Here is a 24,069-nt window from a genome sequence, read left to right on the forward strand (position 1 = left end):
CGGCTTCCCTGAGGATGCCGACGATCTGTGTCTCACTGAATCGTGATCGTTTCATAGAGTCCTCCTGGCTGTAATATGCCAAAAAGCTCTACTTCACGACAGTCTACTGTTTGGGGGAGTTTACGTGGGGAACCTCGAGGCAAGCGAGGTGGACTCGCGTACACCGACACCGGTCATCCGACTCCAATGTGGTATAAGGTCAAACCGATAAACGACTATGTCGACTCGCTGGCATATTTCTTTTTAGGCGCGGAGGTTCAGAATGTCGGTTTGTCAACAGACGGCAGCGTCTTTTCCGTTACAGGCGTGGACAGTATAAAGTCTCGGCGCTTTGGAGAGAGCACTTCCTTCCTTCAGGTCGCACATATGACTTATAACAGTGAGGATTACCTGTACGTACTGAACAGTCGAGTTGATGACGGCACTTGGGGACTCGTTGATTCTCAGACCGTCGACTTCTTTGCCTCCGGGGAAGGCCTGTATCGATTTGTAGATGTCTATACGGGCGAGGCTGACACTCTGTGGGACTCTTGTGGAGTAGTTCAATGGTCCAAGCACTTGGACCCTGGGAAGGCAGTCCTCGTGAGATATGAAGCGGTTCGTGCGACGTGGTCAGGTACTCTCTACGATCAATGGACCTGGCCACGCTTCAGCACGATTAACATCACCGGGGACGTCACCTTCAGTCAGCCGCTGACAATCAACACGAACAGAATCAGAATCCCGTCGTATTCGGATGCTACAGCTTCTGGGAGCGACACGCAAAAGACCGAAATCAGAATCTATAACTCCCTTACAGTCAATCCAGCTGAAGGCGATACCATCGTTTTTGAGACGGTGTCAGGAGGCGATAGCTCATGGACTGGATTCGTTATTGAGGTTGAGGGCAATGCGCGGGTCTATGTAGAGGACGCAGTCATCCGAAACGCTTGGTGTGGCATGTGGCTCAACAACAATCCCACCGACACCATCCTCAACACTACGTTCGAGAACTGTCACTTGTTTGGTCTCAAGCTCGGCAGAGACTCGAATTACATAGCAGGATGTACGTTCAAGAATACGAAGTCGCTGCCTGGGACAGGGATCAGTAGCTTCTATGATCTTCGGGCAACGCAGATTGTCGATTGCTCATTCGAGGGTGTCAAGTACCCCATTTTTGCGTACTTCCGTGACAACGGATTGATAACTGGGTGCTCGTTTGATCGCGCTGGTGTGAGCATCGGCGCAACTCCGGCCGTCGAGACCTACATGGCATACGATCTGACATTGGAGGACTGTGACTTTGACAATTACGATGTCGCTATTGACGTAGGATATCGGTGCACGACTCAGGTGGAGTATTGTCGATTCGCCGCCAGTTCCCGCGGGAGTGACCATTCGATTTATGGCAACGCTAGCCAATCGCTCAGTACTGTACGAAACTGTTGTTTCCTTGGTGCGAATGACTCGTACGTGTTCGGCGACACTTCCACCATCGACCTTGGTACCTTGGCCGATTACGGACTGAACTACTTTGAATTGGTGATCCTATCTAGCAAACTCCCTGATGACGATACGATTCCAACGTACTTCATTGAGAACGCGTCACAAACGACCATGCAAGCGTGCGGCAATGTCTTTGATACAGACATTGGTGGTTTCGCCTACATTTCTCAGTATCTGAGCGGCCCCATCAACTACGATTCAAGTGACATTATTATATTGGGATCACAAGGTGATCAATACTATGACTACTGCATTTGGGAGGAGGGGATGATTGGACACAAAGTCTCGCTCGCTTCAAGCGATCCGATCACGCCCGACGCTTTCCAACTGAACCAGAACTATCCAAATCCGTTCAATCCTTCTACCCAGATCAGCTTCACGCTGCCCCGTCAGTCAAGCGTGACTATTGAGATCTTCAATGTATTGGGCCAACGGCTTAGGACCTTGTTTGACGGCAATCTTCCTGCTGGCGATCACGTCCTTCAGTGGGACGGAACGACCGGTGGTGGAGAACGCGTTGCCTCTGGTGTCTACTTCTACCGCGTGTCAACGCCTGAGGTCATTGAATCAAAGAAGATGGTGTTACTGAAGTAGCAAGGGAATGAGGTGAATCATATGTTTCATAGAACTAGACTGGGAAGCTGGACAACGCTACTGGCGATCTGCTTGTTGTCAGTCCCCGCTTACGCAGGGTATATCGAACTTCATGCGACCGACGCAGTTTCACTCGAGGGAGCCAACGCAGGTGGAGTCAATCCTCAGGCAGTCCGATTTGACATGTCCCAATTGCCCGAGGGCATTGTCATTGATCTCGCGGAGATCTCGTTTCCGGTGACGGTTGACACTCTGCGCTCGCACTCGGCTGTGATTGAGGGTCGACCTATTCTGGAGCAATGGGCAACTCTTAGCCCTCAGCAACAGGAACGCCCGCAGGCTTCAGACTCACTGAGAACGAATGTGCGGGTAGATGTTCGTTACGGTACCAACGCTGAGGCGAAGTTGACTCGGGTAGTACAGGGATGGTATGATGGATCCTTGACTAACAATGGACTTCTTCTCGAGACTCTCGGATCGAACGCAGAGATTGTTGACTTGCCGACACCGAACGTCGGCTTAATCGTTCTCAGAGTCTATTTCACACGTCAAGCGCCAGGACAGGAATAGTTCGAACGGAGGGCAATGAGTTCGGCGGGCCGCTCTTCCTTTGAGTCGGGCGGTCCTTGCCGCTAGTTCCCGCACAAAGAGAACCGTCTGGTATCTTTGGTTGCGCTCGCCGTTCTAACCGCCTTCTAACCGCGAAGTGTGTCGAAGTGCACTGAACTGCATCGAACTTCACCGAAGTGCAGCGAACTTAACCTTTGATAGGGCAGGAGATTAGGCGTATATTGTGGTCTTTGAGAGGCTTGTGCAAAGTCGAGAACGGCGAATCCCAGCCTCTCCGCTATGATCTGTTAAAGCCGCAATTGTTCTCATCCTGCGGTAACTCACAGGTCGAACCTCATGCGAAAAGTTCTGAGTTCTGGACAGCAAAGGCCGCTTTTGTCTTCGAGATCGAACTTCAACCTGTAAGACGTGCGTCTTGGAAGCAAAGCCCGCTGGCGCAATACCAGGGCATCCCTCAACTGTTCTTCTTCGAAGCGACTGTATCGAGTAGCCACGCGTACCAGTCTTCCAGTCCGTTGCCGTTCAGGCAGGAAGTCTAGATTACTTTCAGATTGCCATTGATGAAGAGACCATTGCTCTTGACCCGTTCCAAATCGAAATCGGAGGACCCGAGCAGATCAGTCTTATCGATGACAAGGACTGAGGAGCGACGGAACATTGATGGATGTTTCAGCGGCTTGTCGTCGCCTCTAGTCGTACTAATCAGAGCAACTTTCATGTCCTCGCCGAGATCGTAACTGGCCGGGCAGACCAGGTTCCCGACGTTTTCTATAAACAGGAGATCGATACCGTCCAGACTGGGTCGATCGAAAGCCTTGCTTATCATTTTGGCATCGAGATGACAGACACTTCCGGTCACAATCGGCTGGATCATTGTCCCGCCTGCCTTCTTAAGCCTTTCGGCATCGTTTTCGGTTTGGACGTCGCCCGCTATCATAGCTATTTTGAGTCTGTCGTTTAGGGCCCTGAACGTCCCCTCCAGAAGGCTGGTCTTCCCGGAACCGGGCGAACTAACCACATTCAGCGCCACGATTCTTCTTCGGCACAACTCCTGTCGAATCGCTCGGGCCAGACGATCATTCTCTGACAGGACTTATTGTTCTGTTGCGACTCTTTCACTCATACTGACCATCACATGTGTAAAAGGAGAATTGTCAGGGCCCGGAGATATAGACAATATCCAACTCGTCTCCCTGATCTATTTCCAGATCAACGCCCCCGCAATGACAACAGAAAAAAGTATACCCTTCGATTTCGACTGTCTTTCCACAGGTTTGACCTACACCTCGCACCGGAACGCGCTCGACTGAGATTTTCACTCCAGCCATGTGGGTGTCCACGGTTGAGGCCTCGACAGCGAACCGAAGGGCTTCGTGATCGGCGCCTGACAGGGCGCCAACTCTCAGACCTATTTCCTCGACTTGAGCGATATCGCTTTCTGTCGTTCCTTATTCCACGGGATTGATTGTCTCCAGTGCGATAGACGGTTCGTGCATCCGAGATTCTCAGTCTCAAGGTCAGAAATCAGTTCAATAATTGCCATTCAGGCAGAGGCAGTATTTCATTGGTCATGGCACATGAGACAAAATCCGCTCAGTCAGTTGATCGAGCGCCGCCACCACCTCTCCGGTCATTTCGGTTCCCATATCTTCAGTATTGACCACCTCCATCCCGACGATCAGAATTTCCTTGGGGAAACAGACATTCAGTTCGCGAGCCAGCCTTATGAGCTCCGGGATACCGGTAAAGTGAGGCGAAGGATTGTCGATCGGGTTCAGGCGGCCCGTTTCGATGTCGAGGATTGTCCCGGCCGGATGTCGCCCGGTCTTGACGGCATCGACGATTATCGCCTTCTCATAGCCGATCAGCAGATCGAGCAAAGCAACGCCGTGAAGGCCGGTTTCCACATAGTCGGCCTGCCCGGGGGCAATCTGCGCGGATCTCCGAACGGCCAGCAGACCGACGGCATCATCTCCAAACAGCTCATTCCCCAGTCCAATAACAACGGTCTTCTGCTTAATCGCGACGAATCTCCTGAATGAGACTGTGCTTCATATCATACACTCGGACCTGGAGCGGCATCTGGCCCGGCAGGGCATGCGTGGCGCATCCATTACAGGGATCGTACGCTCGAAATGCCATCTCGACCATGTTGAGGATTCCGTCATCGATCTTACCATCGGAAATCAGTCCCCGAGCCGCCGTATCGACTGACATGGCGATTCGGGCGGCGTTGTTCTGAGTGGCAACAATCAAATTTGCGGCAGTTATGACACCCCGTTCATCGGTCCTGTAATGGTGGAAAAGGGTGCCTCGCGGCGCCTCTACAACGCCAATACCCTCAACCGGTGTTTCAACTGGCATGCTCCGGACTTCCGGATTCACAATTTCCGGGTCGTTGGCCAATTCTCTCATGCGTTCCGCGGCTTGAAGCAGTTCGATCAGACGGGCCCAACTGTTGGCCAGAGTATGGTGTACCGGCTTGCCGCCCAGAGTCTCGAAGTAATGCTCATAGGCCGCCTGCGCCAGTGGTGTCGCCATCCCGTCAGCGGCATTCAATCTGGCCAGCGGCGCCACCGCGAAGACGCCGCTATCGGGGCCATCTTTGAATCCGTGCCAGCCGACTTGTTTCAAGAACGGAAACTTGATGTAACTCCACGGCTCGACATGCTCGGCCATATGGTCAAGGTAATCCCTGGCTGCGAACCTGGAGAACTCCTTACCTTCGGGCGTGACTATCCTGACGTTGCCGTCGTAGAAATTCACTCGGTTGTTATCGTCAACCAATCCCATGTAGTACGTCTCATGGGTGTAGATATCAGAGAGGATATGATCGACATACGTCTTGTTTTTCAGGACAACATCGTGAAACAATTGAAGAGAAAACTGCCCGAACTCGACCGCCCGATCGGCGGCATCGATAAATCTCTGCTGATCAGTTTTCGCAATCGGTTTTGAAATGCCGCCGGGCAGACCGAAGACGGGATGAGCCGCTTTGCCCATTGCCAGCACCATCAACTCCCGCAGTTGCTTCCGAGTCCCGATCACCTTAAGGCCGATTTCCATGCCGACTTTGCCCAGAACACCGAGAATGTTTCGTTCGGCTTTCGGTGCATGCGGACCAACCACAAAATCAGGTCCGGCCAGATAATAGAAATGCAGCGCATGATCTTCGATTATGAAGATGTTGTAGAGCATCTCACGGACCTTTTTGGCCGCGACAGGCGGGTCTACGTTATAAAGATCATCGAGCGCCTTGGTGGCGGCCATATGATGTGCCGTGGGACAAACACCGCAGATACGCGAGGTGATCTGGGGCATATCCTCAGCCGGTCGACCAATTGCAAAGCGTTCGAATCCCCTCAATTCGGGTACCTGAAAGTAGGCCCGATCGACCGTGCCATTATCATTCAAGAAAATGTCGATCTTGCCATGACCTTCCAGACGCGTGATCGGGTCTATGGTGACCTTTCTGCTCATTGTTTCCTTCCTCCCTGCACCGAGGGTACATAACCACGATGTAACAGCGAAGCCGGTAGGCTGTATCGATAGAAGGATCCAACCGGATCGACGATCTTCCCGAGAATATTCTCTATTTCGTTTTCGTCGTTGCTATCGGCCAGCGAAGCCATGGCCGAGAGCGCCTTGGTACCGAAATCGTGAACTCGACTGGTCGGCCCCATACAGCCGGTGCAGGGCATATTCCCCTTAACGCAGGCGGCATCGCACCCCTGACGGGTGACCGGCCCGAGACACAGGAAACCCTGTGCCAGTATGCATTTTTCCGGATCAATGACCGATGTATGCGGCCGTTTGAACTCCTTAATCGACAGCTTGTCCGGCTTGGTGGCCAGGCGATCACATTCATCGCAAAGAGCGATATCGGGCGCCAGCACCGACTTATGCGGCGGCAGCTGTCCGCTGACGATGGCGTTGACCGCATTTTTTATCAGTTTGACCGGCGGAGGACAGCCGGGCAGGTAGTAATCGACCTCTGTCACCTGATCAAGCGTCTTGACCGTATCCCATAAAGTTGGAAGACTCAGCGTGCCCTCGGGAACAACGGACTCCGGCACAGGGACAGTCCCTTCTTCGTTATCGAGACCGGGAACATTGGAATACACTTCACGAAACATCGCCTCGCGGTCGAATGTATTGGCCAGTCCCGGGATACCACCGAGGTGTGCGCAACTGCCAAACGCGACCACCAGTTGAGATTTGGCTCGAAGCAAATGCACCATCTCGGCCTGCTCCGAGGATCGGACTGCACCGTTGATGAAACTGACAGCCAGTTCCTTATCGGCCATCTCTTCAACGTCGCCTCGCTTGAAATCGAGCGCGACGGGCCAGAATGTGATATCGACGGCCTTGACCACTTCCAGTATGTCCTCGGCAAGATCGACGACTGCTTCCTCACAGCCGCCACACGAGGCGCACCAGTAAAAAGCAACTTTTGGCTTACTCATGATGACCACCTGACGCAGCAACCGTTTCGGCTTTCAATTCGCTCGGGATCACATCCTCGATTCTCTCCATCGACATCGCTTCCAGATGAAGTGGTCCCAGGGCGCGCACGGTCTCGGTCATCTCATTGATGACCCGCTGGACTTTGTCGCCTTCCGAAGCGGCGATCCACTCCAGTCGAATCCGCTCATCCTCGATGCCCATCGAGCGGAGAAACCGCTTAAGCAGTGTGAATCGACGCAGGGCCTTGTAATTTCCTTCCTGGTAGTGACAGTCGCCCGGATGACAGCCGCCAATCAGGACACCGTCCGCACCCTCACGAAGGGCCGACAGAATGAACTGCGGATCAAGCCGTCCCGAGCACATTATCCGCACCACCCTGACATTCGGGGCATAGCTCATGCGTGCTGTGCCGGCCAAATCTGCGGCGGTATAGGTGCACCAGTTGCAGAAGAAGGCGATAATCCTCGGTTCAAAGGTCTGCTTGCCGCTTTCGATGCTAGACATAACTGACCACTCCTTTGATCTCCTGGAATATTTGCTCGTCGGTGAAGAGATTTTGTTGGAGAGCGCCAGACGGGCAAGCCGCCACACAAGTACCGCACCCCTTGCACAGCGCTCCGTTGACCGATGCCTTCTCCGTTTCTTCATTGAACACAATGGCACTATAGGGGCAGATGTTCGAACAGGTGTGGCAACCGGAGCAGAGTTCGTCTGTTACATAGGCGGTGTTTGGCTCTATCTCCACTCTGCCCCGATCGATCAGCGCCAGCGCCTCCGCTGCCGCCGCTCCGGCCTGGGCGACACTGTCGGGAATGTCTTTCGGTCCCTGACAGGCACCGGCAATAAAGATACCTTCGGTGAAAGTCGATACCGGCGCCAATTTGGGATGACGCTCCAGAAACCACCCCTCCCGGCTGCAGCTGATATTGAAAAGCCGCCGGACGTCATCGGCATCCGGTTGCGGCTCCAAACCGACCGACAGTATGATCATGTCAACCGGAATTCGCCTCACCACACCGATTAACGTATCCTCGACGCGGATAATCAGCTTTCCCTTTTCCTCGGCAGTCATCGCCCAATCACTTACCTCGGCAACCCGGCCGCGAATGAAATGGACGTTTTCGTGGAGCAGTTTTTCATAGAACTCCTCATAGCCCTTGCCGGGGGTTCGCATGTCGATATAGAAGTTGTATACTTCCGCATTGGTCCGCTCTTTGACCAGGTGGGCCAGTTTCAGCGAATACATGCAGCACACCCGCGAGCAATACCGGTTGGTCTTTTCATCACGGCTGCCGACACAGTGCACGATACCGACCGCTTTCGGTTTCTCGCCGTTTGTCATGATGATCTCGCCGCCGGTCGGGCCGGCCGCATTAACCAGCCGCTCAACTTCGAGGCTGGTATACACCCCCGGATATTTCCCGTAGCCGTACCGCGAAATTCGTCTGGCATCGAAGGCCTTGAAACCGGTGGCGAGAACTACCGCCCCAACATTGATCTCTTCAGTCCGATCGGTCTGGGTGAAATCTATCGCTTTTGGCTCGCACACCTCGACGCAGTTCTTGGGACACTTGTGGGTTTTGAATTCGATACAGCTTTTCGGGTCGATCACGGCCACCAGCGGCGTCGCCTGCGGGAACGGCACATACACCGGCTTGCGTTTGACCAGCCCGAGATTGAACTCATCGTCGGTCTTCCCTTTCTTAAAGACACATGCCTCGATACACTCCAGACATCCGACGCACTTCTCTTCGTCGATGTACCGCGCTTTTCTTGTAACCTTAACCTTGAAATTGCCCACATATCCATCAACTCCGGTCACCTCGGAATGACTCCAGAGAGTGATATTGGGATGCGACCGCACCGCCGACATTTTTGGCGTCAGGATGCAGGCGGAGCAATCCAGGGTCGGGAATGTCTTGTCGAATTTCGCCATGTGGCCGCCGATTGTCGGTTCCCGTTCGACGAGGTACACTTTCTTGCCGGCATCGGCTATTGTCAACGCCGCGTGTATTCCGGCAATACCGCCGCCGACTACCAGGACGTCGGGATGGACGGGGACACTTGTTTTCTGCAGAGGTTGATGTAAGACCACTCTTTCCACAGCCGCGGCAATCAGCGCCCGGGCTTTGGCGGTTCCAGCTGCTTTCTCTTTCGTTACCCAGCTGACATGCTCGCGGATGTTTGCCATCTGAAAAAGAAATGGATTCCCGCCGCCTTCGAGCATTGCCCGTCGGAATGTCGGTTCGTGCATCAGAGGGGAACAGGACGCAACCACCACGCGATCGATTAAACCGCTACGCAGATCCTTCTGGATGATATCCTGTCCCGGATCCGAACACATGAATTTATACTCCTTCGCCGCCGTTACATGAGGCAGTTGGCTGGCGAAGGCGACCGTATCGGCAATATCGACCTTGGCTGCGATATTGATACCGCAATGACAGACATAGACGCCGACTTTCGGTTTGCTGTCACTATCCGGTCTAGCTGGCGACATGTTGACCTCCCGCGACCTGATCCAGTTTGGCTTTGACATCAAACGGCACGAACAGGCGTTGCATGGCCAATCGACGACTTGATAAGCCCAGTGCAATGCCGATCAGCTGCGTAAAGTAGAGAACCGGGATATGGATCGATTCCTTAAACTGGCGGCTCATGTTGTTCTGGTAGCATTCCAGATTGAACTGGCAGAGGGGACAGGCGGTGATGATAACATCGGCTCCCCGGAGGATCGCCTCCCGAAGCAGGATATAGCTCAACCGTTGTCCGACATCCTGAACCGTTCCGGTCAGGGAGCCACCGCAGCAACGTGTTTTCAGCGGCCAGTCGACCGTCTTGGCACCGAGCGCCCAGGCTATTTGATTCATGGTCGTCGGATTCTCCTGATCGTCAAACTCGGAGTACGGCCGAATTATCTGACAGCCGTAATAGCACGCCACCTTCAAACCTTCCAGCGAGCACTTCACTGCTGCGGCAATCCGCTCCGTGCCAATATCATTTACCATTACATCGAGAGGATGGCGGATCCGAATGTGATTGCGATAGGCCAGATTCGCGGTCGCCAGCGCCTCGTCGACTTTCTTCCGTATGTCGGGATATTGGTCCAGGTACCGCTTCGCCTTGCTCAAGCCCAGATAACAGGCGGCGCAGGGGACTATCAGATCGGTCATGCCGGTTTCATTGGCCTGTTTCTCGGCCAGGGCGAAATTACGGGCGCAAAGCCCGAACGCTTTCAGCTCGCTGACCGACATGTATGAGGTGGCACCGCAACAGTTCCAATCATTCAATTCCCGGACATCAATGTCCATGGTCTCAAAGACCGCCAGAAGCGATTCCTCGTAGGCGCGGCCTGTTCCCTTCAGGGAACAGCCGGGATAGTATAGATAACTCATCGAACCACCTCCCTCACCCCGGTCAGTTCATCTTTCCCTTTGATCATATGCTCTTTCTCGAGTGATTTCATGATACGGTGCAAATCGTCACGATGGTCAATCTGTTCCTGTTTCAGGCTGAATCGACCTCGCAGCATCAGTTTCATCCCGAGTGCCGCCTGACTGAGCATTTTGAACGGGTTCGTCTTGAGGTACAATCGGAGGAGCACACGGCCCTCGTTACTTCGTCCTGTTTTCTCGACTGATTTGAAGAACTCTCTGGCCAGAACCGGGATCGGGAAGCGTGTTGGATAGACCTTGCCCCTGATGGCCAGACGTTTGGCCGCGTACATGATGTCGGTCAATCGGATCTCTTTGGGACACTCCACCGTACAGGAGTAGCACGAAGCACACAACCAGGTCGTATAGCAGCTGAGGACCTCCCCCCGCATGCCCGCCCTGATCATGGCGATGATCTGCCGGGGAGTGTAGTCCATGTAGGGACTTAGCGGACACATACCACTGCATGTTCCGCATTGAATACAGTTGAATAACTGATCGCCACCGGGAATTGAGGCGATTTCACCGGAGAACTCCGAGTCGAGTTCCGATTCATAGTGAATTTTTCGCCAACCTTGCCATTTTTCCATGTATCGTCTCCTTCTCTCAATTACCTCTTAAGACTGCTCGCCTCTCATTCGCCTGGGGTAAAGGAGGGAACTCAGCGGAAATGGCAGGCCGGACTTTCATACGAACGGAAGCCCGACGTCGGAGTTCAGGTCCGACGTCCGCCCAAATCGGCTGGAGTCTCATCTCCTTTGACATTGACCCGGGTACTCCCAATTCGACGGATTGGAGTGGCCCAGGGCATCACATGAACCCTGCGTACCGAACGAACCGAAGCGCGGGGACGCCTTAATAGTCGGCGGCAGACTTTCCACGGCTTTTCAAGCTGGGATTGCCACCAGCTACATGTGAAATAAATCACATATCTATGTAAATGAACGACGATTCCGCAGGGGAGCGTCACCGGGGAAAGAGGATCAGACCCCGGTCGCCTTCGATAAGGAACAGGATCACGTGAGAGATTTGGCCATGACAGGGTACGGGGCCAATGGCCCGAAAGCCCCCCGAAGGCAGGAATGTCCAAACCCCTCCGACCTAACACCAAGGTCACCACACGCAGGACCTCTATTAAAAGCCTGGACTTAAATTAAGGCATTACCTTCGGATGTCAATAGAAACAGCGGAAGAGTTCAAAATAACAAGTAACGGTGTTCACGTTTGGGGTACATCCTGGAAAGGGCATGAAAGCCCTGGACGACAGTCTCACGCGCGATGGGATTTTTGGTCTTTATGATTTCGCCATAGCCCCGGCAATCAACTCGGTCAATTTCTGCCCAGCCGGGGACAAGAGCGTGCTGGCGTCGATGAACCAGCTCGTCTTTCAGGTGAAGTGCGACCTTCTGGAGTCGGGGCACCCATTACCGCTGGTCAATCAGCGACTGAACCGGATAGTGATGTCAAGATTGAAATACCGCTACGCCGTCGACGAACTACTGGCTATTGCCGACCGGTGTCGGCGGTAGTCCTGCATCGGCTATCGTATTATCTTCCAACGCGTTCCGCGTGTCGACGAATACCCGGTCTCTACAGCAAATGTGAATTTTGAAAAAAGTCCGGGGAGAGTGATATTGGGGCCGCTTTTTCTAGCTAAGCCTTTACGCTACACCCATTCAAACACACGTTGATCTCGTCTAAGGCTGTCTGATGGGCATCACTTGCGCTGTATCTCCAGGTTGTCGGAGCTTCCTTCGGCCAGTCGCTGCAATTCGAGATCGTGGTCATAGCAGTAAATGCCGCAGTTGAGGCAGCGCTGTGATTCGTATCTGGCGTCTTCTTGATCAATCGTTCCTTCGACTTCGGTGAACGTCCCCAAACGATCTTCGAGAGAAACGACCGGTTCATGGACACGCGACCTCGTCGGCACGCCGGCTATTGATTTGTGCAGTGACTCTTCGATAAATCCCTTCTGGCGATCTTCGATTGGCGGGATACGACCTTCCATCAGGTAGTAATGAATTGAGCGTGCGGCGAAGCGACCGGCCGCGATAGCATCGACGACCAGCGCCGGACCGGTGAAACAGTCTCCACCCGTGAAGACGTACGGCAAGTCGGTTTGAAGAGTATCCTCAGAAGCGTCGATCGTGTTCCTTCTGGTGACCTGAAGATTGGGTTGTCCGTCGAAAGAAAGGAAATCCAGATTGGGCGATTGTCCCACGGCTTGAATGATAGTGTCGCACTCAATCATCTCTTCTGAGCCTTCGATAGCGACGGGGCGACGACGGCCGCTCGGATCGGGATCACCGAGTTTCATGCCCTGTATTTTCAGTCCTGTGACATGACCACCTTCACCAATTATCTCAAGCGGCGCACTAAGGAAACGGAACTTGACGTTCTCTTCCTCGGCGGCAACGATTTCAGCCGGGTTGGCCGGCATTTCATCACGCGAACGGCGATAGACAATCGTTACCGTCTCGGCCTGCATACGGAGTGAACTGCGGGCGGCATCGATAGCAGTGTTGCCGCCGCCAATGACAACGACGTGACGACCGACGCTAACATCGCGGCCCGAGTGCAATTGCTCAAGGAAAGCGATACCACTGTATACGCCGTGCAAGTCGGTGCCTTCCATCTTCAGCTCCTGTTCCCGCCAGGCGCCGACCGCAATGAAGATGGCATCGAACCCTTTGGCCCGAAGGAACTCCATATTGAAGTCTTTGCCGAATTCAACGCCGGTCGTAGCCGTGATACCGAGATTGAGGATACCCTCAATCTCCCAGTCGAGAACTTTTTTCGGTAGACGATACTCCGGAATACCATAGCGGAGCATACCGCCGAGCGCAGGCATCTTATCGTATATGGTTACATCATGACCCAGTCGCCGCAGATAGAAGGCGGCACTCAGACCACCGGGGCCGCCGCCGACAACGGCAACTCTCTTGCCTGTCGATGGACCAACCGGAATGTGCAGGCGTTTCCCGGAATTCATCTCCCAGTCAGCGACAAAACGTTTGAGATAGTTGATCGCGACCGGTTCATCGTTGATCGTGCGGCGACAAGCAAGCGCGCATGGTTCGGGACAGACTCGTCCGATACTGAGCGGCATAGGATTGCGTTCTTTAATGGTGAGCAACGCCTGTTCGTACTCGCCGCGCTTAATGTGCTGAATGTATTTGGGGATGTTAATCTGCGCGGGGCATTTCTGACGGCAGGGTGCGAGGCACTCGGTGTACTGATTCCAATGGAGAATCTTGGTCTTCTCCGAAATCAGTGAAATGATTCCTTTAGGACAATTACGAGCGCAGGCGCCGCAGCCAACACAGAGATCGGGATTGAATTTGGGAAGGCCGTGTTCACCCATCGTAATGGCGCCGAACTGGCAGCTCTTGACGCATGTGCCCAGGCCTAGGCAACCATGATAACAGATGAGATGCCCCTGAAAGTACAATACGGCTGCCCGGCAATCATCGAAGCCGGCGTATTCGTATTTCCGCGTCGCGCGAATACCACCCTGACAATCGGGACAGGCAATCCGTGGCTCAGAGCCGACCGGCGCCATGCCAAGATACAAAGCGACCTCCTGCGCGACCTCGGTCTGTCCCACAACACAGGCGTTGGCTTCGGCCTCACCACGAACGATCGCTTCAGCACAGGCGGAACACCCCGCGAAGCCACAACCGCCGCAATTCGCTCCGGGAAGAATGTCCAGAACACCTTTGATCCGGGGGTCTTCCTTCACGTAGAAGACCCGGGCCGCGATACCCAGGCCGACTGCAGCCACAACGCCGATACCGGTCAGAACCAAAACGGGTAACAACATAGGGTCAACCTACCTTCACGTTCATTGGGCCATCCCGGCAAAACCCAAAAAGGCCAACGACATTATTCCCGCCGTGACCAGTGCGATCGCCGTGCCCTGCATAGCTCGCGGAACCGGCGAGAGCAACAATCGTTCGCGCACACCGGCGAAAAGAACGATAGCCAAGCCGAAACCGGTGGCCGATGCAAACGAGAAGACTAGCATATCGACAAATCCGAATTCATGTGTGATATTGAGCAGCGCAATACCCATTACGGCGCAGTTGGTGGTGATCAGCGGCAGATAGATCCCGAGACTATTATACAGCCCTTTACTCTGTTTTTTCATGAAGATCTCGACGAACTGCACCAGTGCGGCAATAATCAGAATGAACGTCAGGGTCATAATGAATTCGAGGTCGTACGGCTCAAGGATATAGTAGTAGGCGCCCCAGGTGAACATTGAGGCCAGCGTGGCAACAAATATAACTGCGGCGGCCATACCGATCGAGGTATTGATCCTCTTGGAGACACCACAGAATGGACAGTTGCCGAGGTACTGCGCCAGGAGAATGTTGTTGACGAAAATCGCCGCTATAGCCAGATAGATTAGATCCATCGTACGCTCCTCAGGTCTGGATAAAGACCTCTCCTCTCCTGCGACTGTAGGCGTTCATCAGGCCCAGCAAAATGCCAAGACAGATAAAGGCGCCGGGCGCTTTGACCATAAACTCGAACGGTTCGTAACTTTCCCACATAACCGGCATACCGAACCAGGTTCCGGCACCGAGAATTTCACGAATAGAGCCAACCAACGTCAGAGAGAAAGTGAAACCGATACCGACACTGAGTCCATCGACCATTGAAAGAACCATCGGATTACGCGAGGCGAACGCCTCGGCGCGCCCCAGAATGATACAGTTGACGACGATCAGCGGAATGTAGATACCCAGCTTCTGCGAGAGCGGGAAGAAGTATGCTTTCATAGCCATTTCGACCAAGACCACAAGGGTAGCGATGATCACGATGTAGCCGGCGATACGTACTTTGTCCGGGATGACTTTGCGAAGCGCGGAAATAATCAGGTTGGAGAATACCAGAACAAAGACAACCGCCAGCCCCATCCCGAGTCCGCCTTCGGTCGTTGACGTCACCGCCAGTGACGGGCAAAGTCCGAGCACCAGTCGAAACGGCGGCAGATCGCGCCAGAGTCCGTGAGTCAATACCTGCTTGAACGTCATATGCGTTGCCTGTCCTCAGCTTTGGTGCGCTTTGATCGCCTCTAAGATGTCATCACGGTGATTCTGAATCAGGTCGGCGATCACGTTTGTTCCAGCCACGACCGCACGAGATGAATAAGTAGCGCCACTGATAGCATCGATCTGTCCCCCTTGCCCCATCCGCACGGGGGTATCGGCCGACAAGCCGCTCCATTGTTTGCGGAAGGTCGCCTTTTCGATTCGAGAGCCGACGCCGGGGGTTTCGCTGTGCTGAATGATCTCGATATTGAGCATCTTGTTGGTCGTAAGATCAAGACCGATCATGATCAGCACATCGCCGCTATAGCCGCCCGGTCCTGGTGCTTCCACGGCCAGCGCGGTTATTTCATTCCCTTCTGTAAGGTAGAAGATCGTGTAGCTCCCGCCGCCGGAATTGAAAGTGATCTTGTTCTGCAGGAGTTGGTCCGCCGGCCTGTCGAACAGTCGTTGCAGCGCCGGACCACGGACATAGAGATCACTCTGGGTTTCGATCTTTTTCGCCAACGACTGTCGCGCAAAAGTGAGGGCGGCGGCCGAAAGACCACAGATCAAACCGAGGACGACCACGAGCTTGACAATCTCACGCATTCTTCACCTCCGGTGCCCCGAACACCTTTGGCGTAATCTTGTCCAGAAGCGGGCTGCACAGATTGATAATCAATATTGTGAACGCGACACCATCGATGTAGTTCGAGAATGCCCTGATGAGCATGAGCAGTATTCCTCCCAGCAAGCCATAGAGAAACATCGGGAGCGGATTAACCGGGGAGGTCGTGTATTCCGTTGTCAAGAAGAACGCGGCGAAGACGGCCCCGCCGGACAGAAGATAAAACAACGGTGGTGCAAACTGGGCGGGGTCAATCAGGTAGAGCAACCCGGCCAGAAGGAAATTGCCGGCAAGAAAGGCCACCGGAATATGCCAAGTGATCTGCCGCATAGCCATCAGCAACACGCCACCAACAACCAGGTAGAGCACGAGGCCCTCGCCGATACCAGCGACCTGACGACCAAGCAACAAGTCATGCCAGTCATAGAGGCTGGCCGCCGAGCCACCGATCGTTTTCACCGCCCGCAGCGGTTCGATCATCTTCTCCGGCCAATTAAGGGTGATCATCGATTTGGTATAGTCGAAATAACCGGGCCATGAGACGCGCAGCATGGCGAAACTCAACATGGCCGGATGAACCGGAAAGGCGCCGTAGCCGCCGAACAGTTTCTTGCCGATGACAACCATTATGAAACTGCCGGTTGCCAATAGCCAGAGCGGCGAGTCGAACGGCATCATGAACGAGAGCAATACCGCCAGAGTGACACTGCTCCAGTTGGTTGTTCTGTCCTTGGAACGAACAATCCTTTCGGATAGCGCATCGAATGTCACCGAGAAGGCGATCATCAAACCGATAATGCGTGCGGCGTTCAACCCGAACAGCCAGACAGAGGCGACGATGGCCGGTACCAGAGCCAGGAGCCAGAGCTGCTGTGAGAAGGCGATCGAGCTGCCATCGCGCCAATGCGGGCTGGAGGCAATGTTGAGCAGATGCTGCTTCTGTTGCACGTCAGGGCTCATGCCGGTACCCCGTGCTGACGGTTACACATTTGAATTAGTTGTACCAGAGGTCGATGGGACGGACAAACATAGGCGCAGAGTCCGCACTCGTTGCAGGCGCCCGGCTGATAGCGGCGCGCTTCACCGAGGAAGCCATGCTCGACACAGCGGCCAATCAGATGCACCTGCAGTTTCACCGGGCAGGCACGAGTGCACCGCCCGCAGTTGATACAGGTAAGGTTGACTTCCTCGGGAATATGTTCGTCCGAAAGCAAATAGAGCCCGTGCGACGATTTGGTCAGGGGCGTATCGATTGAAAACTGGGCGTTACCTTTCATGGGCCCGCCGACTATGATCCGGCCGTAGTCGACTTCGTTCAGTCCGAGACTCCGCAGAAGACTTCCGATCGTCGTGCCTACGGGGAACGAAACCGCTATCGGACGAAGATCCTTGCTCGACGTGATCGTGAGATGTTTGGTGACGAACGGGCCCGTGCGATCGAGGGCGTCGGCCAGCTTGACCAAATACTCGACCGAGATGACGGCGATACCGGCCGTGCGATAGGATAAGGTATTGGGAACGGTGATGCCGGTCAGTCGTTTGACAACGAGGGGTTCAATACGATCGCGATACTGATCGGACAGGCCGACAACTCTGACGTCGTCACCAAATTTGCCGACGGCCCAGCCACGGAGATCATGCGGCGTGGTAAGAGTTATCTGTGCGTTCGGCGCCAGATTCTTCAGTCGAGCGATACCGGCCTTGACGCGATCGGCGTGTCTTTTCAACATCTCGGCGAAAGTAAAGACGGTCGGCTCCTCGTTGATCCCTTTGATGATGATCGATGTAATCTCGGGATGGTCGTCGCTGCTTTCTTCGTGATGAAATCGCCCTGCCAAGGTCCAGGGCGAAGGCACACCGCAGGCTTTTAGTTTTTGAACGCGCGAGGCCGATTCGTATCGTATGCCGAACTGCTCGAACATCTCTTCTACGCTCATCGGCGGCTCATCGTTGCGATCGATGACAACCGCCGGGACATTGAAACCGCGCGCCGTCCAGACCGATTTGATTTCCGTCACGACGCCGCTGATAGAGGCATGGACGCAGTTATCAAGTTCCGAGCGACCGATGATCTGATTCCTTCGCACGGCCGTTCCGGCGCTGACCAATGGTTTGTACAGAACCTGACCGGAGTACTCCAGAGGGATAATCACCCGGCGTGGTTCGATAACCATCGGCGCGCCCAGATCGGACGTCTTGAGGCTCGTTACCCGGGCCAGCGGGCTGAATAGTTTGCGAAGAATTTCCATATCAGCGTCATCTATTTCAAGTGACAGATGTTACACCGCGCGTTTCCATCGGCTTCGACAAAGCGAGCGCGGTCGTGATGCTCATGGCAGTGATTGCATTGCTCATGGTAAACATCGCTGACCGATCTGGGGATGTGACAGGAATTACAGGTGTGGCCCTCGATTGCGACCATGTCATCATGATCGATCATGTCCCCGCTGTAGCCATCATCATGGCATTCGCTGCAGGCGGTCAGACCCAACTCACTTTCCTGGACCTTCGGATGACATTCGCGGCACGATGTGTTGACGGAAGTGTCGCTGACACCATGACAGATGGTACATTCGGAGAGGTGAATTTCGATCAGGTCGGCGTGGGAGAACTCATCGGCGGCAAGGCCGTCATCGTGACAGTCACCGCATTGATTCGACAGCGATGCGGTCAATTTATCGTGGTGGCAGTTGGCGCAGTTGTCGACGAGTGCGGTATGATTCCGGTGCTCGAACATCACCGCCCCACCGGAATTGGCCAGAAAGATGCGGCCGGAATCCTCGGTCGGTCCGGTCGCGAGATAGCCGTAACCGCCGACAACGGCGCACAGCAGCACCAGAATGGTCAGCGTCAGGGCTTTTCTACCAATATGTCCGTCACCACTCATCGCTATCGTCTAACATTATTTGAGTTTCGTCATCGGCCGAGATGTCGTGCCAGTGGCAACCTTCACGTAAACAGATGAAAAACGGGACTCTGGAATTAGAGATACCCACCAGAAATGAGGCGACATGAGAGTTGCACAGGTTACACCAATTGTCCGGTACGACCAGTGATTCGTGGCAGAAGCTGCAACGCAGGTCTTTGACTTCCTTGCCCTGCGGGAGTCGAATCTCGGTTTTGCATTCGAAGACATTCAGGTACGGACTCAGTTCGACCATCCCGATCTGATCATCGGGATTAGTCACTTCCAGGCGAATGACATTTCCGATCGAAAATTCGGCATTGCAATGGGGACAGAAAGATCGCAGGTAAGATCCGGATTTGATCACTTTCCGGTCATTATATTGATGCGGTTTCCAGACGAGGTCTCGCCAACCGCGCTTCTTATCGGGACCGTCACTAGTCATACAAACTCCTGATCGTACGGTCTCTTTTCTCTCGATTTATCTTTTTCATTCTCACGGCAGGCTCCCAATCGCAGTCGCCTTCCGCTTCTTTTCTCGGCCACCAGAGACGAATCGTAATGTCTCTGAGCTTCCATCATCATCGGCATGATATGGCAAATTCCTCAGAGTAGCAAGAGAAATTTTTCACAAGATAATATCACTAGAAACTGCGAAGCGGTTATATATCAAGCGGTTACGGACCACAGAAAAAAAGGAGTATCGCCGATGCACATTATTTCTTTAGGGGCGCCATATGCATTCTTGAGCACACATGATTTGCCTTAATATGGCTGAATGGATATCATTCAAAGTAGAGTTGATGCGCCAGTAAAACGGCGTTGTGAATGCCCGGATGAATTGAAAGCGGTCGTATCTCACAAAGAGAGAGCGCGTAATATGACATATCGTTCATCGAAACATCGGCTCGGGATCAACCGGATGATTTTGCTGCTCTTATCGATGTCAGTAGCCCTGTACATTTCATGCGGGGAAGAACAGCGGACGGCGTCACCAGTTACGTTCGGGGGTCAGACGATGGGGACGTTGTATTCGGTTAAGATTGTCGATCACAGCACAAAGACCAACGAACAATTGAATGAACTGCATGACGGTGTCGATGATATTCTCTCTGAGATAAACCGCCAGATGTCGGCTTATGATTCGCTATCAGAGATCAGCGCCTTCAATCGTTCGCATGATACGACGTGGTTCGATGTATCAACGGATTTTGCAGTTGTCCTCGATAGTTCACTTCAATTCTGTCGTCTATCGAACGGGGCGCTCGATATTACCATAGCGCCGTTGGTAAATCTCTGGGGATTCGGACCTGAGAATGTCCCGCAGAAGATACCGGCACAGGCACAACTCGACAAGACTCTGAACGAAATCGGCTATGAAAAACTCGAGGTAAGGCTGTCGCCGCCGGCCGTCAGAAAACTCAGTGGTGATATTTCGTGTGATCTGGCCGCCGTTGCCAAAGGGTACGCCGTCGATCAGATCGCTGCGTATCTCAGCGGGAAAGGAATTACCGATTTTCTGGTTGAAGTGGGCGGTGAGATAAAGGCGTCCGGATCTAATCAGGACAATCTGGCTTGGCGTGTGGGGATAAAAACCCCGGATACTACCGATGCAATTCAAAGGTCTCTCGCTCTTCAAAATCGCGCAATGGCGTCCTCGGGTTCGTATTTGAATTACTTTGAGAAAGATGGTGTACGTTACTCGCACCTGATCGATCCGCGCACCGGTCTGCCGATTCGGCACCATCTCGTTTCGGTGTCGGTCGTGCACCAATCTTGTTTCTATGCGGACGCTATGGCGACCGCTATCAGCGTGGCCGGTCCCAGCGAGGGGTACGAACTGGCGGTGCGACTGAAGCTGGCTGTCTTGCTTATTGTACGGGAGCATGATCGCTTCACCGAACTGATGACAGCCGAGTTCGAGCAGTTGCTTGCCCGGGACAGTTAGTTTTGGTGCACGCCGATGGCGTGCGATATGGCAGATGCAAAACCAGAATCGGTGAAATCGCATTTTCACCGGATGAAATGTGAGAGGTGGTTTCAGGGATCGCACCTTCAATCCGCAAAATTCGTTGTCAATCGTGCTGTGGCACACGGCCATTCACTCGGAACGCGTCTCTCAACACCCGCTTCCCTACGTAAATCATTACCATTTAAGTGCTTATAAGCAGAAACGGGCGATCGGAGACGGTCAGTCGGGGCCGCCTGCTAGGATGAAACCACCCCAGAACACGGGATGAGTTGATTCGTCCGGTACGGCGAACATGCTCATGACAAAAAACCAGGCACCGGCGTGCCGGAAGGCCCGCCTCAGGCCAATCACGCCTTCCCCGCTCTGAAACTCTCCGATCCCGGTCTGGCGGGCGGAGAGGACGACAAGGCCGGTACCCACAAGTTGAGTCCGGAAGCCTCCAGGGCAGTCAGGATGCCGTCCTCTGATTCCGTGCGCCTGTCGCCTAAAAGGCCGATCGTCCAGTTGGCACCGGCGAACAGCAAACCGGAACGCAGAAGGGGATGCGACATGATATCCTGCTTCGAGCTCTCACAGTAGTAGCCGTGTGATGCTATGTACAGTATGCGAGGAACAGAGTTCAGGCTCTTGAGAGTGCCTTCTCTGGCGTCACCGGAATCGAAGTAGGATACACGGTAGTCCCCAGTGACCCGCCCCCGGTTCCTGTGCCATGTTCTATGATACTAAACCTGCCGTGTGACGTCAGAGGTCGATGCCGTTGCGGCCTACCACGGAGAACAGTACGCGGTTGGAGATTTCAACGTAGATGATGACGCCTTTGTTCAGGAACATATCGCCAGGTACAATGGAGACGGATCGCGGATGCTTGGGTCCGCAGCGGGATCAGAGAAAATCACTGACTTGACTGTCGTCGATGACAAACTTGCCGTAATCTCCGGGGGTGCGAGTGGAGGCTTGGGATCAATAGAGATCTATACTTGGCGCAAACCAGCTTCTTGCTGTGCGGACCACACCGGCAATATAGACGGGTCTGGCAGATCAGCCCGACATATCCGATCTTGTCTATCTGGTCACCTATATGTTCCAGGGAGGCGCTCCACCAGCACCAAGCCCATAGCGGCCCTGTACTCGTGGCGATGCGTCGCTTCCTATCATCAACTGCGTGAGCGGCGGGTCCGCATTGTGTCCAGCCAATTGTGCAACGAGAGCTGTCCGTCCCGAAGATGGGCGCTGTCCTGAAATGCCGTGGCCAGATATATTGTACCGGTCAGAAAGGCAACGAACTGAGTTGCCACTGCTGTTGGGTCGACCGATGATCTTACCAGGTTCCTTCGCTTGCCGATACTGAGCTTCTCCGATGTTACCCGGAGTACGGTCTCATGCATGTGTTTCAGTTGCTGCCGAAAGGCCCTGTCAATGGATGCCGTTCCCAGCGTCAGCCGCATCATCAGGGCGCTTGAGTCCACATCATCGACATCTCTGTTGGCGAGCGTGTCGTTGACTATTCGCCTCAGTCCGTCGATCGGGTTGGCAAATTCGGACAGAGGCTTGAGCCATTCCCCCAGTACCTTGCTGCCGATTACTTCGTCTATCACGGCCATCGCCAGTTCGTGCTTGCTTTTGAAGTAGTAGTACAGCGCACCCTTGGTAACGCCCGATGCCGCGACAATCTTGTTTATGTTGGCGCCGATGTATCCTTTAGTGGTTATCTCGCGAAAGGCGGCGTTCAGTATTCGCCGTCTGGTGTTTACTGCCTTTGTTGTTCTTTGTGTCATACCGCCTCTCTATCTTCGATCCCAGTCTGGTAGGGGGAGGCGGCATCTCTGCCGCCTCCCGGATGAAGGGACCAGCACCTATCGGCTGGACACGGGGAGATAGTAGGTAAGGCCAACACTGATGTTGACATTACCCATGTTGCCAAAGTCAGCCCCGAACTTGTCCTCGTCCTCACTGAAGACCATCAAGTAGCGGCCCTCGGCGAAAATTGACAGGTCGGGAGTGGCGAAGACTTCGAGACCACCACCGAAGTTCATTCCGAGGCTGGTCTTCTTGAATTCCTCGTCGTTGCCCAATACAATGGCGTCGCCGCCGGCGCCGTCCTCGGTGTATTTCCAGGGAATCAAACCCACTCCCGCTTTGACGAACGGGTTGATCGAGTTGTTCGGGTTTCTGAAGAAAGGACCGAAGTTCACGATGCCGTCCAGGTAGATCTCCGGGGCGACAATGTTCGGCTCGTCCGGCAGGAAAGTGTTCGCATCATCCTTGATCTTCAGGAAGGTGTAACGGAAGCCGGCCTCCAGCGAGACCTCCTTCATTACACCGTATTTGACGTGGACGCCAAAAGCCGGGCCCAGACCGAAGTAGTCGGCAATCGTGCTGTCGCCGCTCAAATCACCGGCAACCGGAATCGTAAGCCCGCCGTTAACACCGAAGCCAATCTTGCCGGTCTGGTCAATTGCCTCTGCCGGCGCGTAGATGATCAGCAGTGCGAACACCGCCACTGTCAACAGAGTTATGCGTTTCACCGTAATCTCCTTATTGTTGTCATGTCTGTGCATACCCCACCAAACCTTTCCCTGTGCTTTAGCTCCTTCTTCCGCGGCACCTCCTTTCCATGGTTGTTCGAAAACGCCATAAATTCAGTGTATATGCATGTATTCTGACAGCCAATTCACTTTCTGAGGCATTGTGTTTAGGCTCCTTTGAGTATTATCTCGAGCTGGGTCCAACGCTGCAGGGCTGTTGCGGGATCGATCGCAGGGCGGTGGCCTTGCAGCATCAGTAATGACAGAACCAGATCTCGTTCGGTCGGCTTTCTTCCCCGGTTGTCGCGAGCGGCCGTACACACGGTCTTGATGTGTTTCGCCGCCACTACTTCTCGCAGGTCACGGACGGTGACGATATCACAGCCTCCCGCGGTCGCGACCGCGGGGGAGACCAGGGCCCGGCGCTCTCCGTCCATATCTTTAATCTCC

The 24,069-nt window shown here is 54.0% G+C and carries 23 protein-coding genes; 3 read left to right on the forward strand and 20 right to left on the reverse strand.

Going from position 1 to position 24,069, the window contains the following annotated elements; genetic code table 11:
• Positions 1-186 precede the first annotated feature (186 nt).
• Positions 187-2,079 carry a right-handed parallel beta-helix repeat-containing protein gene (locus RBT76_15140; GenBank protein ID MDX9859118.1) on the forward strand — a complete coding sequence of 631 codons (1,893 nt, stop codon included), beginning with the start codon at positions 187-189 and terminating at the stop codon, positions 2,077-2,079.
• Between the two features lie 1,105 nt (positions 2,080-3,184).
• On the opposite strand, the gene hypB is transcribed toward RBT76_15140, so the two are convergent.
• The 8 genes from hypB to RBT76_15180 form a co-directional block, all read right to left on the reverse strand.
• The gene (hypB, locus tag RBT76_15145; protein MDX9859119.1) at positions 3,185-3,739 is read right to left on the reverse strand and encodes a hydrogenase nickel incorporation protein HypB; all 555 of its coding nucleotides are present in this window, start codon (positions 3,737-3,739) and stop codon (positions 3,185-3,187) included.
• Positions 3,740-4,217: 478 nt separating this feature from the next.
• Positions 4,218-4,670 (reverse strand): hydrogenase maturation protease, encoded by a 453-nt coding sequence (locus RBT76_15150; protein ID MDX9859120.1) that lies wholly within the window; start codon positions 4,668-4,670, stop codon positions 4,218-4,220.
• Entirely contained in the window at positions 4,666-6,129 is a 1,464-nt protein-coding gene (locus tag RBT76_15155) for a Ni/Fe hydrogenase subunit alpha (protein MDX9859121.1), read from the reverse strand. The genes RBT76_15150 and RBT76_15155 overlap by 5 nt, the downstream gene beginning before the upstream one ends.
• Entirely contained in the window at positions 6,126-7,115 is a 990-nt protein-coding gene (locus RBT76_15160; protein MDX9859122.1) for an oxidoreductase, read from the reverse strand. Before RBT76_15160 ends, RBT76_15155 begins: the two co-directional genes overlap by 4 nt.
• Positions 7,108-7,620, reverse strand: coding sequence for a hydrogenase iron-sulfur subunit (locus RBT76_15165; GenBank protein MDX9859123.1), 513 nt, complete (start codon positions 7,618-7,620; stop codon positions 7,108-7,110). Before RBT76_15165 ends, RBT76_15160 begins: the two co-directional genes overlap by 8 nt.
• On the reverse strand, positions 7,613-9,616 hold the full coding sequence (locus tag RBT76_15170) for a CoB--CoM heterodisulfide reductase iron-sulfur subunit A family protein (GenBank protein ID MDX9859124.1): 2,004 nt from the start codon (positions 9,614-9,616) through the stop codon (positions 7,613-7,615). The genes RBT76_15165 and RBT76_15170 overlap by 8 nt, the downstream gene beginning before the upstream one ends.
• Positions 9,603-10,511, reverse strand: a complete 909-nt coding sequence (locus RBT76_15175; protein ID MDX9859125.1) for a CoB--CoM heterodisulfide reductase iron-sulfur subunit B family protein — start codon at positions 10,509-10,511, stop codon at positions 9,603-9,605. Before RBT76_15175 ends, RBT76_15170 begins: the two co-directional genes overlap by 14 nt.
• Positions 10,508-11,140, reverse strand: a complete 633-nt coding sequence (locus tag RBT76_15180) for a 4Fe-4S dicluster domain-containing protein (protein MDX9859126.1) — start codon at positions 11,138-11,140, stop codon at positions 10,508-10,510. The genes RBT76_15175 and RBT76_15180 overlap by 4 nt, the downstream gene beginning before the upstream one ends.
• Positions 11,141-11,797: 657 nt before the next feature.
• Between RBT76_15180 and RBT76_15185 the strand changes: the two genes are divergently transcribed.
• Positions 11,798-12,079 carry a hypothetical protein gene (locus RBT76_15185; GenBank protein ID MDX9859127.1) on the forward strand — a complete coding sequence of 94 codons (282 nt, stop codon included), beginning with the start codon at positions 11,798-11,800 and terminating at the stop codon, positions 12,077-12,079.
• Between the two features lie 188 nt (positions 12,080-12,267).
• On the opposite strand, the gene RBT76_15190 is transcribed toward RBT76_15185, so the two are convergent.
• Genes RBT76_15190 through RBT76_15225 form a run of 8 tightly spaced genes read right to left on the reverse strand, consistent with a single transcriptional unit; the run spans position 12,268 to position 19,567 of the window.
• Entirely contained in the window at positions 12,268-14,373 is a 2,106-nt protein-coding gene (locus RBT76_15190) for an FAD-dependent oxidoreductase (GenBank protein MDX9859128.1), read from the reverse strand.
• A gap of 21 nt (positions 14,374-14,394) precedes the next feature.
• Positions 14,395-14,970 (reverse strand): RnfABCDGE type electron transport complex subunit A, encoded by a 576-nt coding sequence (locus RBT76_15195; protein MDX9859129.1) that lies wholly within the window; start codon positions 14,968-14,970, stop codon positions 14,395-14,397.
• A gap of 10 nt (positions 14,971-14,980) precedes the next feature.
• Positions 14,981-15,592 carry an electron transport complex subunit E gene (locus RBT76_15200; protein ID MDX9859130.1) on the reverse strand — a complete coding sequence of 204 codons (612 nt, stop codon included), beginning with the start codon at positions 15,590-15,592 and terminating at the stop codon, positions 14,981-14,983.
• A gap of 15 nt (positions 15,593-15,607) precedes the next feature.
• Complete coding sequence (locus RBT76_15205) at positions 15,608-16,198, reverse strand: FMN-binding protein (GenBank protein ID MDX9859131.1); 591 nt, start codon at positions 16,196-16,198, stop codon at positions 15,608-15,610.
• Positions 16,191-17,177: an RnfABCDGE type electron transport complex subunit D gene (locus tag RBT76_15210; protein MDX9859132.1), complete on the reverse strand. Its 987-nt coding sequence runs from the start codon at positions 17,175-17,177 to the stop codon at positions 16,191-16,193. The genes RBT76_15205 and RBT76_15210 overlap by 8 nt, the downstream gene beginning before the upstream one ends.
• Entirely contained in the window at positions 17,174-18,466 is a 1,293-nt protein-coding gene (locus RBT76_15215) for a 4Fe-4S dicluster domain-containing protein (GenBank protein MDX9859133.1), read from the reverse strand. The genes RBT76_15210 and RBT76_15215 overlap by 4 nt, the downstream gene beginning before the upstream one ends.
• A gap of 11 nt (positions 18,467-18,477) precedes the next feature.
• Positions 18,478-19,104 carry a cytochrome c3 family protein gene (locus RBT76_15220; protein MDX9859134.1) on the reverse strand — a complete coding sequence of 209 codons (627 nt, stop codon included), beginning with the start codon at positions 19,102-19,104 and terminating at the stop codon, positions 18,478-18,480.
• Positions 19,094-19,567, reverse strand: coding sequence for a hypothetical protein (locus tag RBT76_15225; protein ID MDX9859135.1), 474 nt, complete (start codon positions 19,565-19,567; stop codon positions 19,094-19,096). The genes RBT76_15220 and RBT76_15225 overlap by 11 nt, the downstream gene beginning before the upstream one ends.
• A gap of 477 nt (positions 19,568-20,044) precedes the next feature.
• Here RBT76_15225 and RBT76_15230 point away from each other — a divergent pair, with 477 nt between their 5' ends.
• Entirely contained in the window at positions 20,045-21,070 is a 1,026-nt protein-coding gene (locus RBT76_15230; GenBank protein MDX9859136.1) for an FAD:protein FMN transferase, read from the forward strand.
• A gap of 243 nt (positions 21,071-21,313) precedes the next feature.
• Here RBT76_15230 and RBT76_15235 read toward each other — a convergent pair whose 3' ends face one another.
• From RBT76_15235 to RBT76_15250, 4 genes are all read right to left on the reverse strand, one after another.
• On the reverse strand, positions 21,314-21,514 hold the full coding sequence (locus RBT76_15235) for a CHAT domain-containing protein (GenBank protein MDX9859137.1): 201 nt from the start codon (positions 21,512-21,514) through the stop codon (positions 21,314-21,316).
• A gap of 734 nt (positions 21,515-22,248) precedes the next feature.
• Positions 22,249-22,869, reverse strand: a complete 621-nt coding sequence (locus RBT76_15240; GenBank protein ID MDX9859138.1) for a TetR/AcrR family transcriptional regulator — start codon at positions 22,867-22,869, stop codon at positions 22,249-22,251.
• Positions 22,870-22,947: 78 nt separating this feature from the next.
• A complete protein-coding gene (locus tag RBT76_15245; protein ID MDX9859139.1) occupies positions 22,948-23,619 on the reverse strand; it encodes an outer membrane beta-barrel protein in 672 nt (223 codons plus the stop codon).
• A 167-nt stretch (positions 23,620-23,786) separates the two neighbouring features.
• Positions 23,787-24,056, reverse strand: coding sequence for a hypothetical protein (locus RBT76_15250; protein ID MDX9859140.1), 270 nt, complete (start codon positions 24,054-24,056; stop codon positions 23,787-23,789).
• Positions 24,057-24,069: the final 13 nt, after the last annotated feature.

Source organism: Candidatus Zixiibacteriota bacterium (assembly GCA_034003725.1).
Taxonomy (GTDB): Bacteria; Zixibacteria; MSB-5A5; order GN15; family FEB-12; genus WJMS01.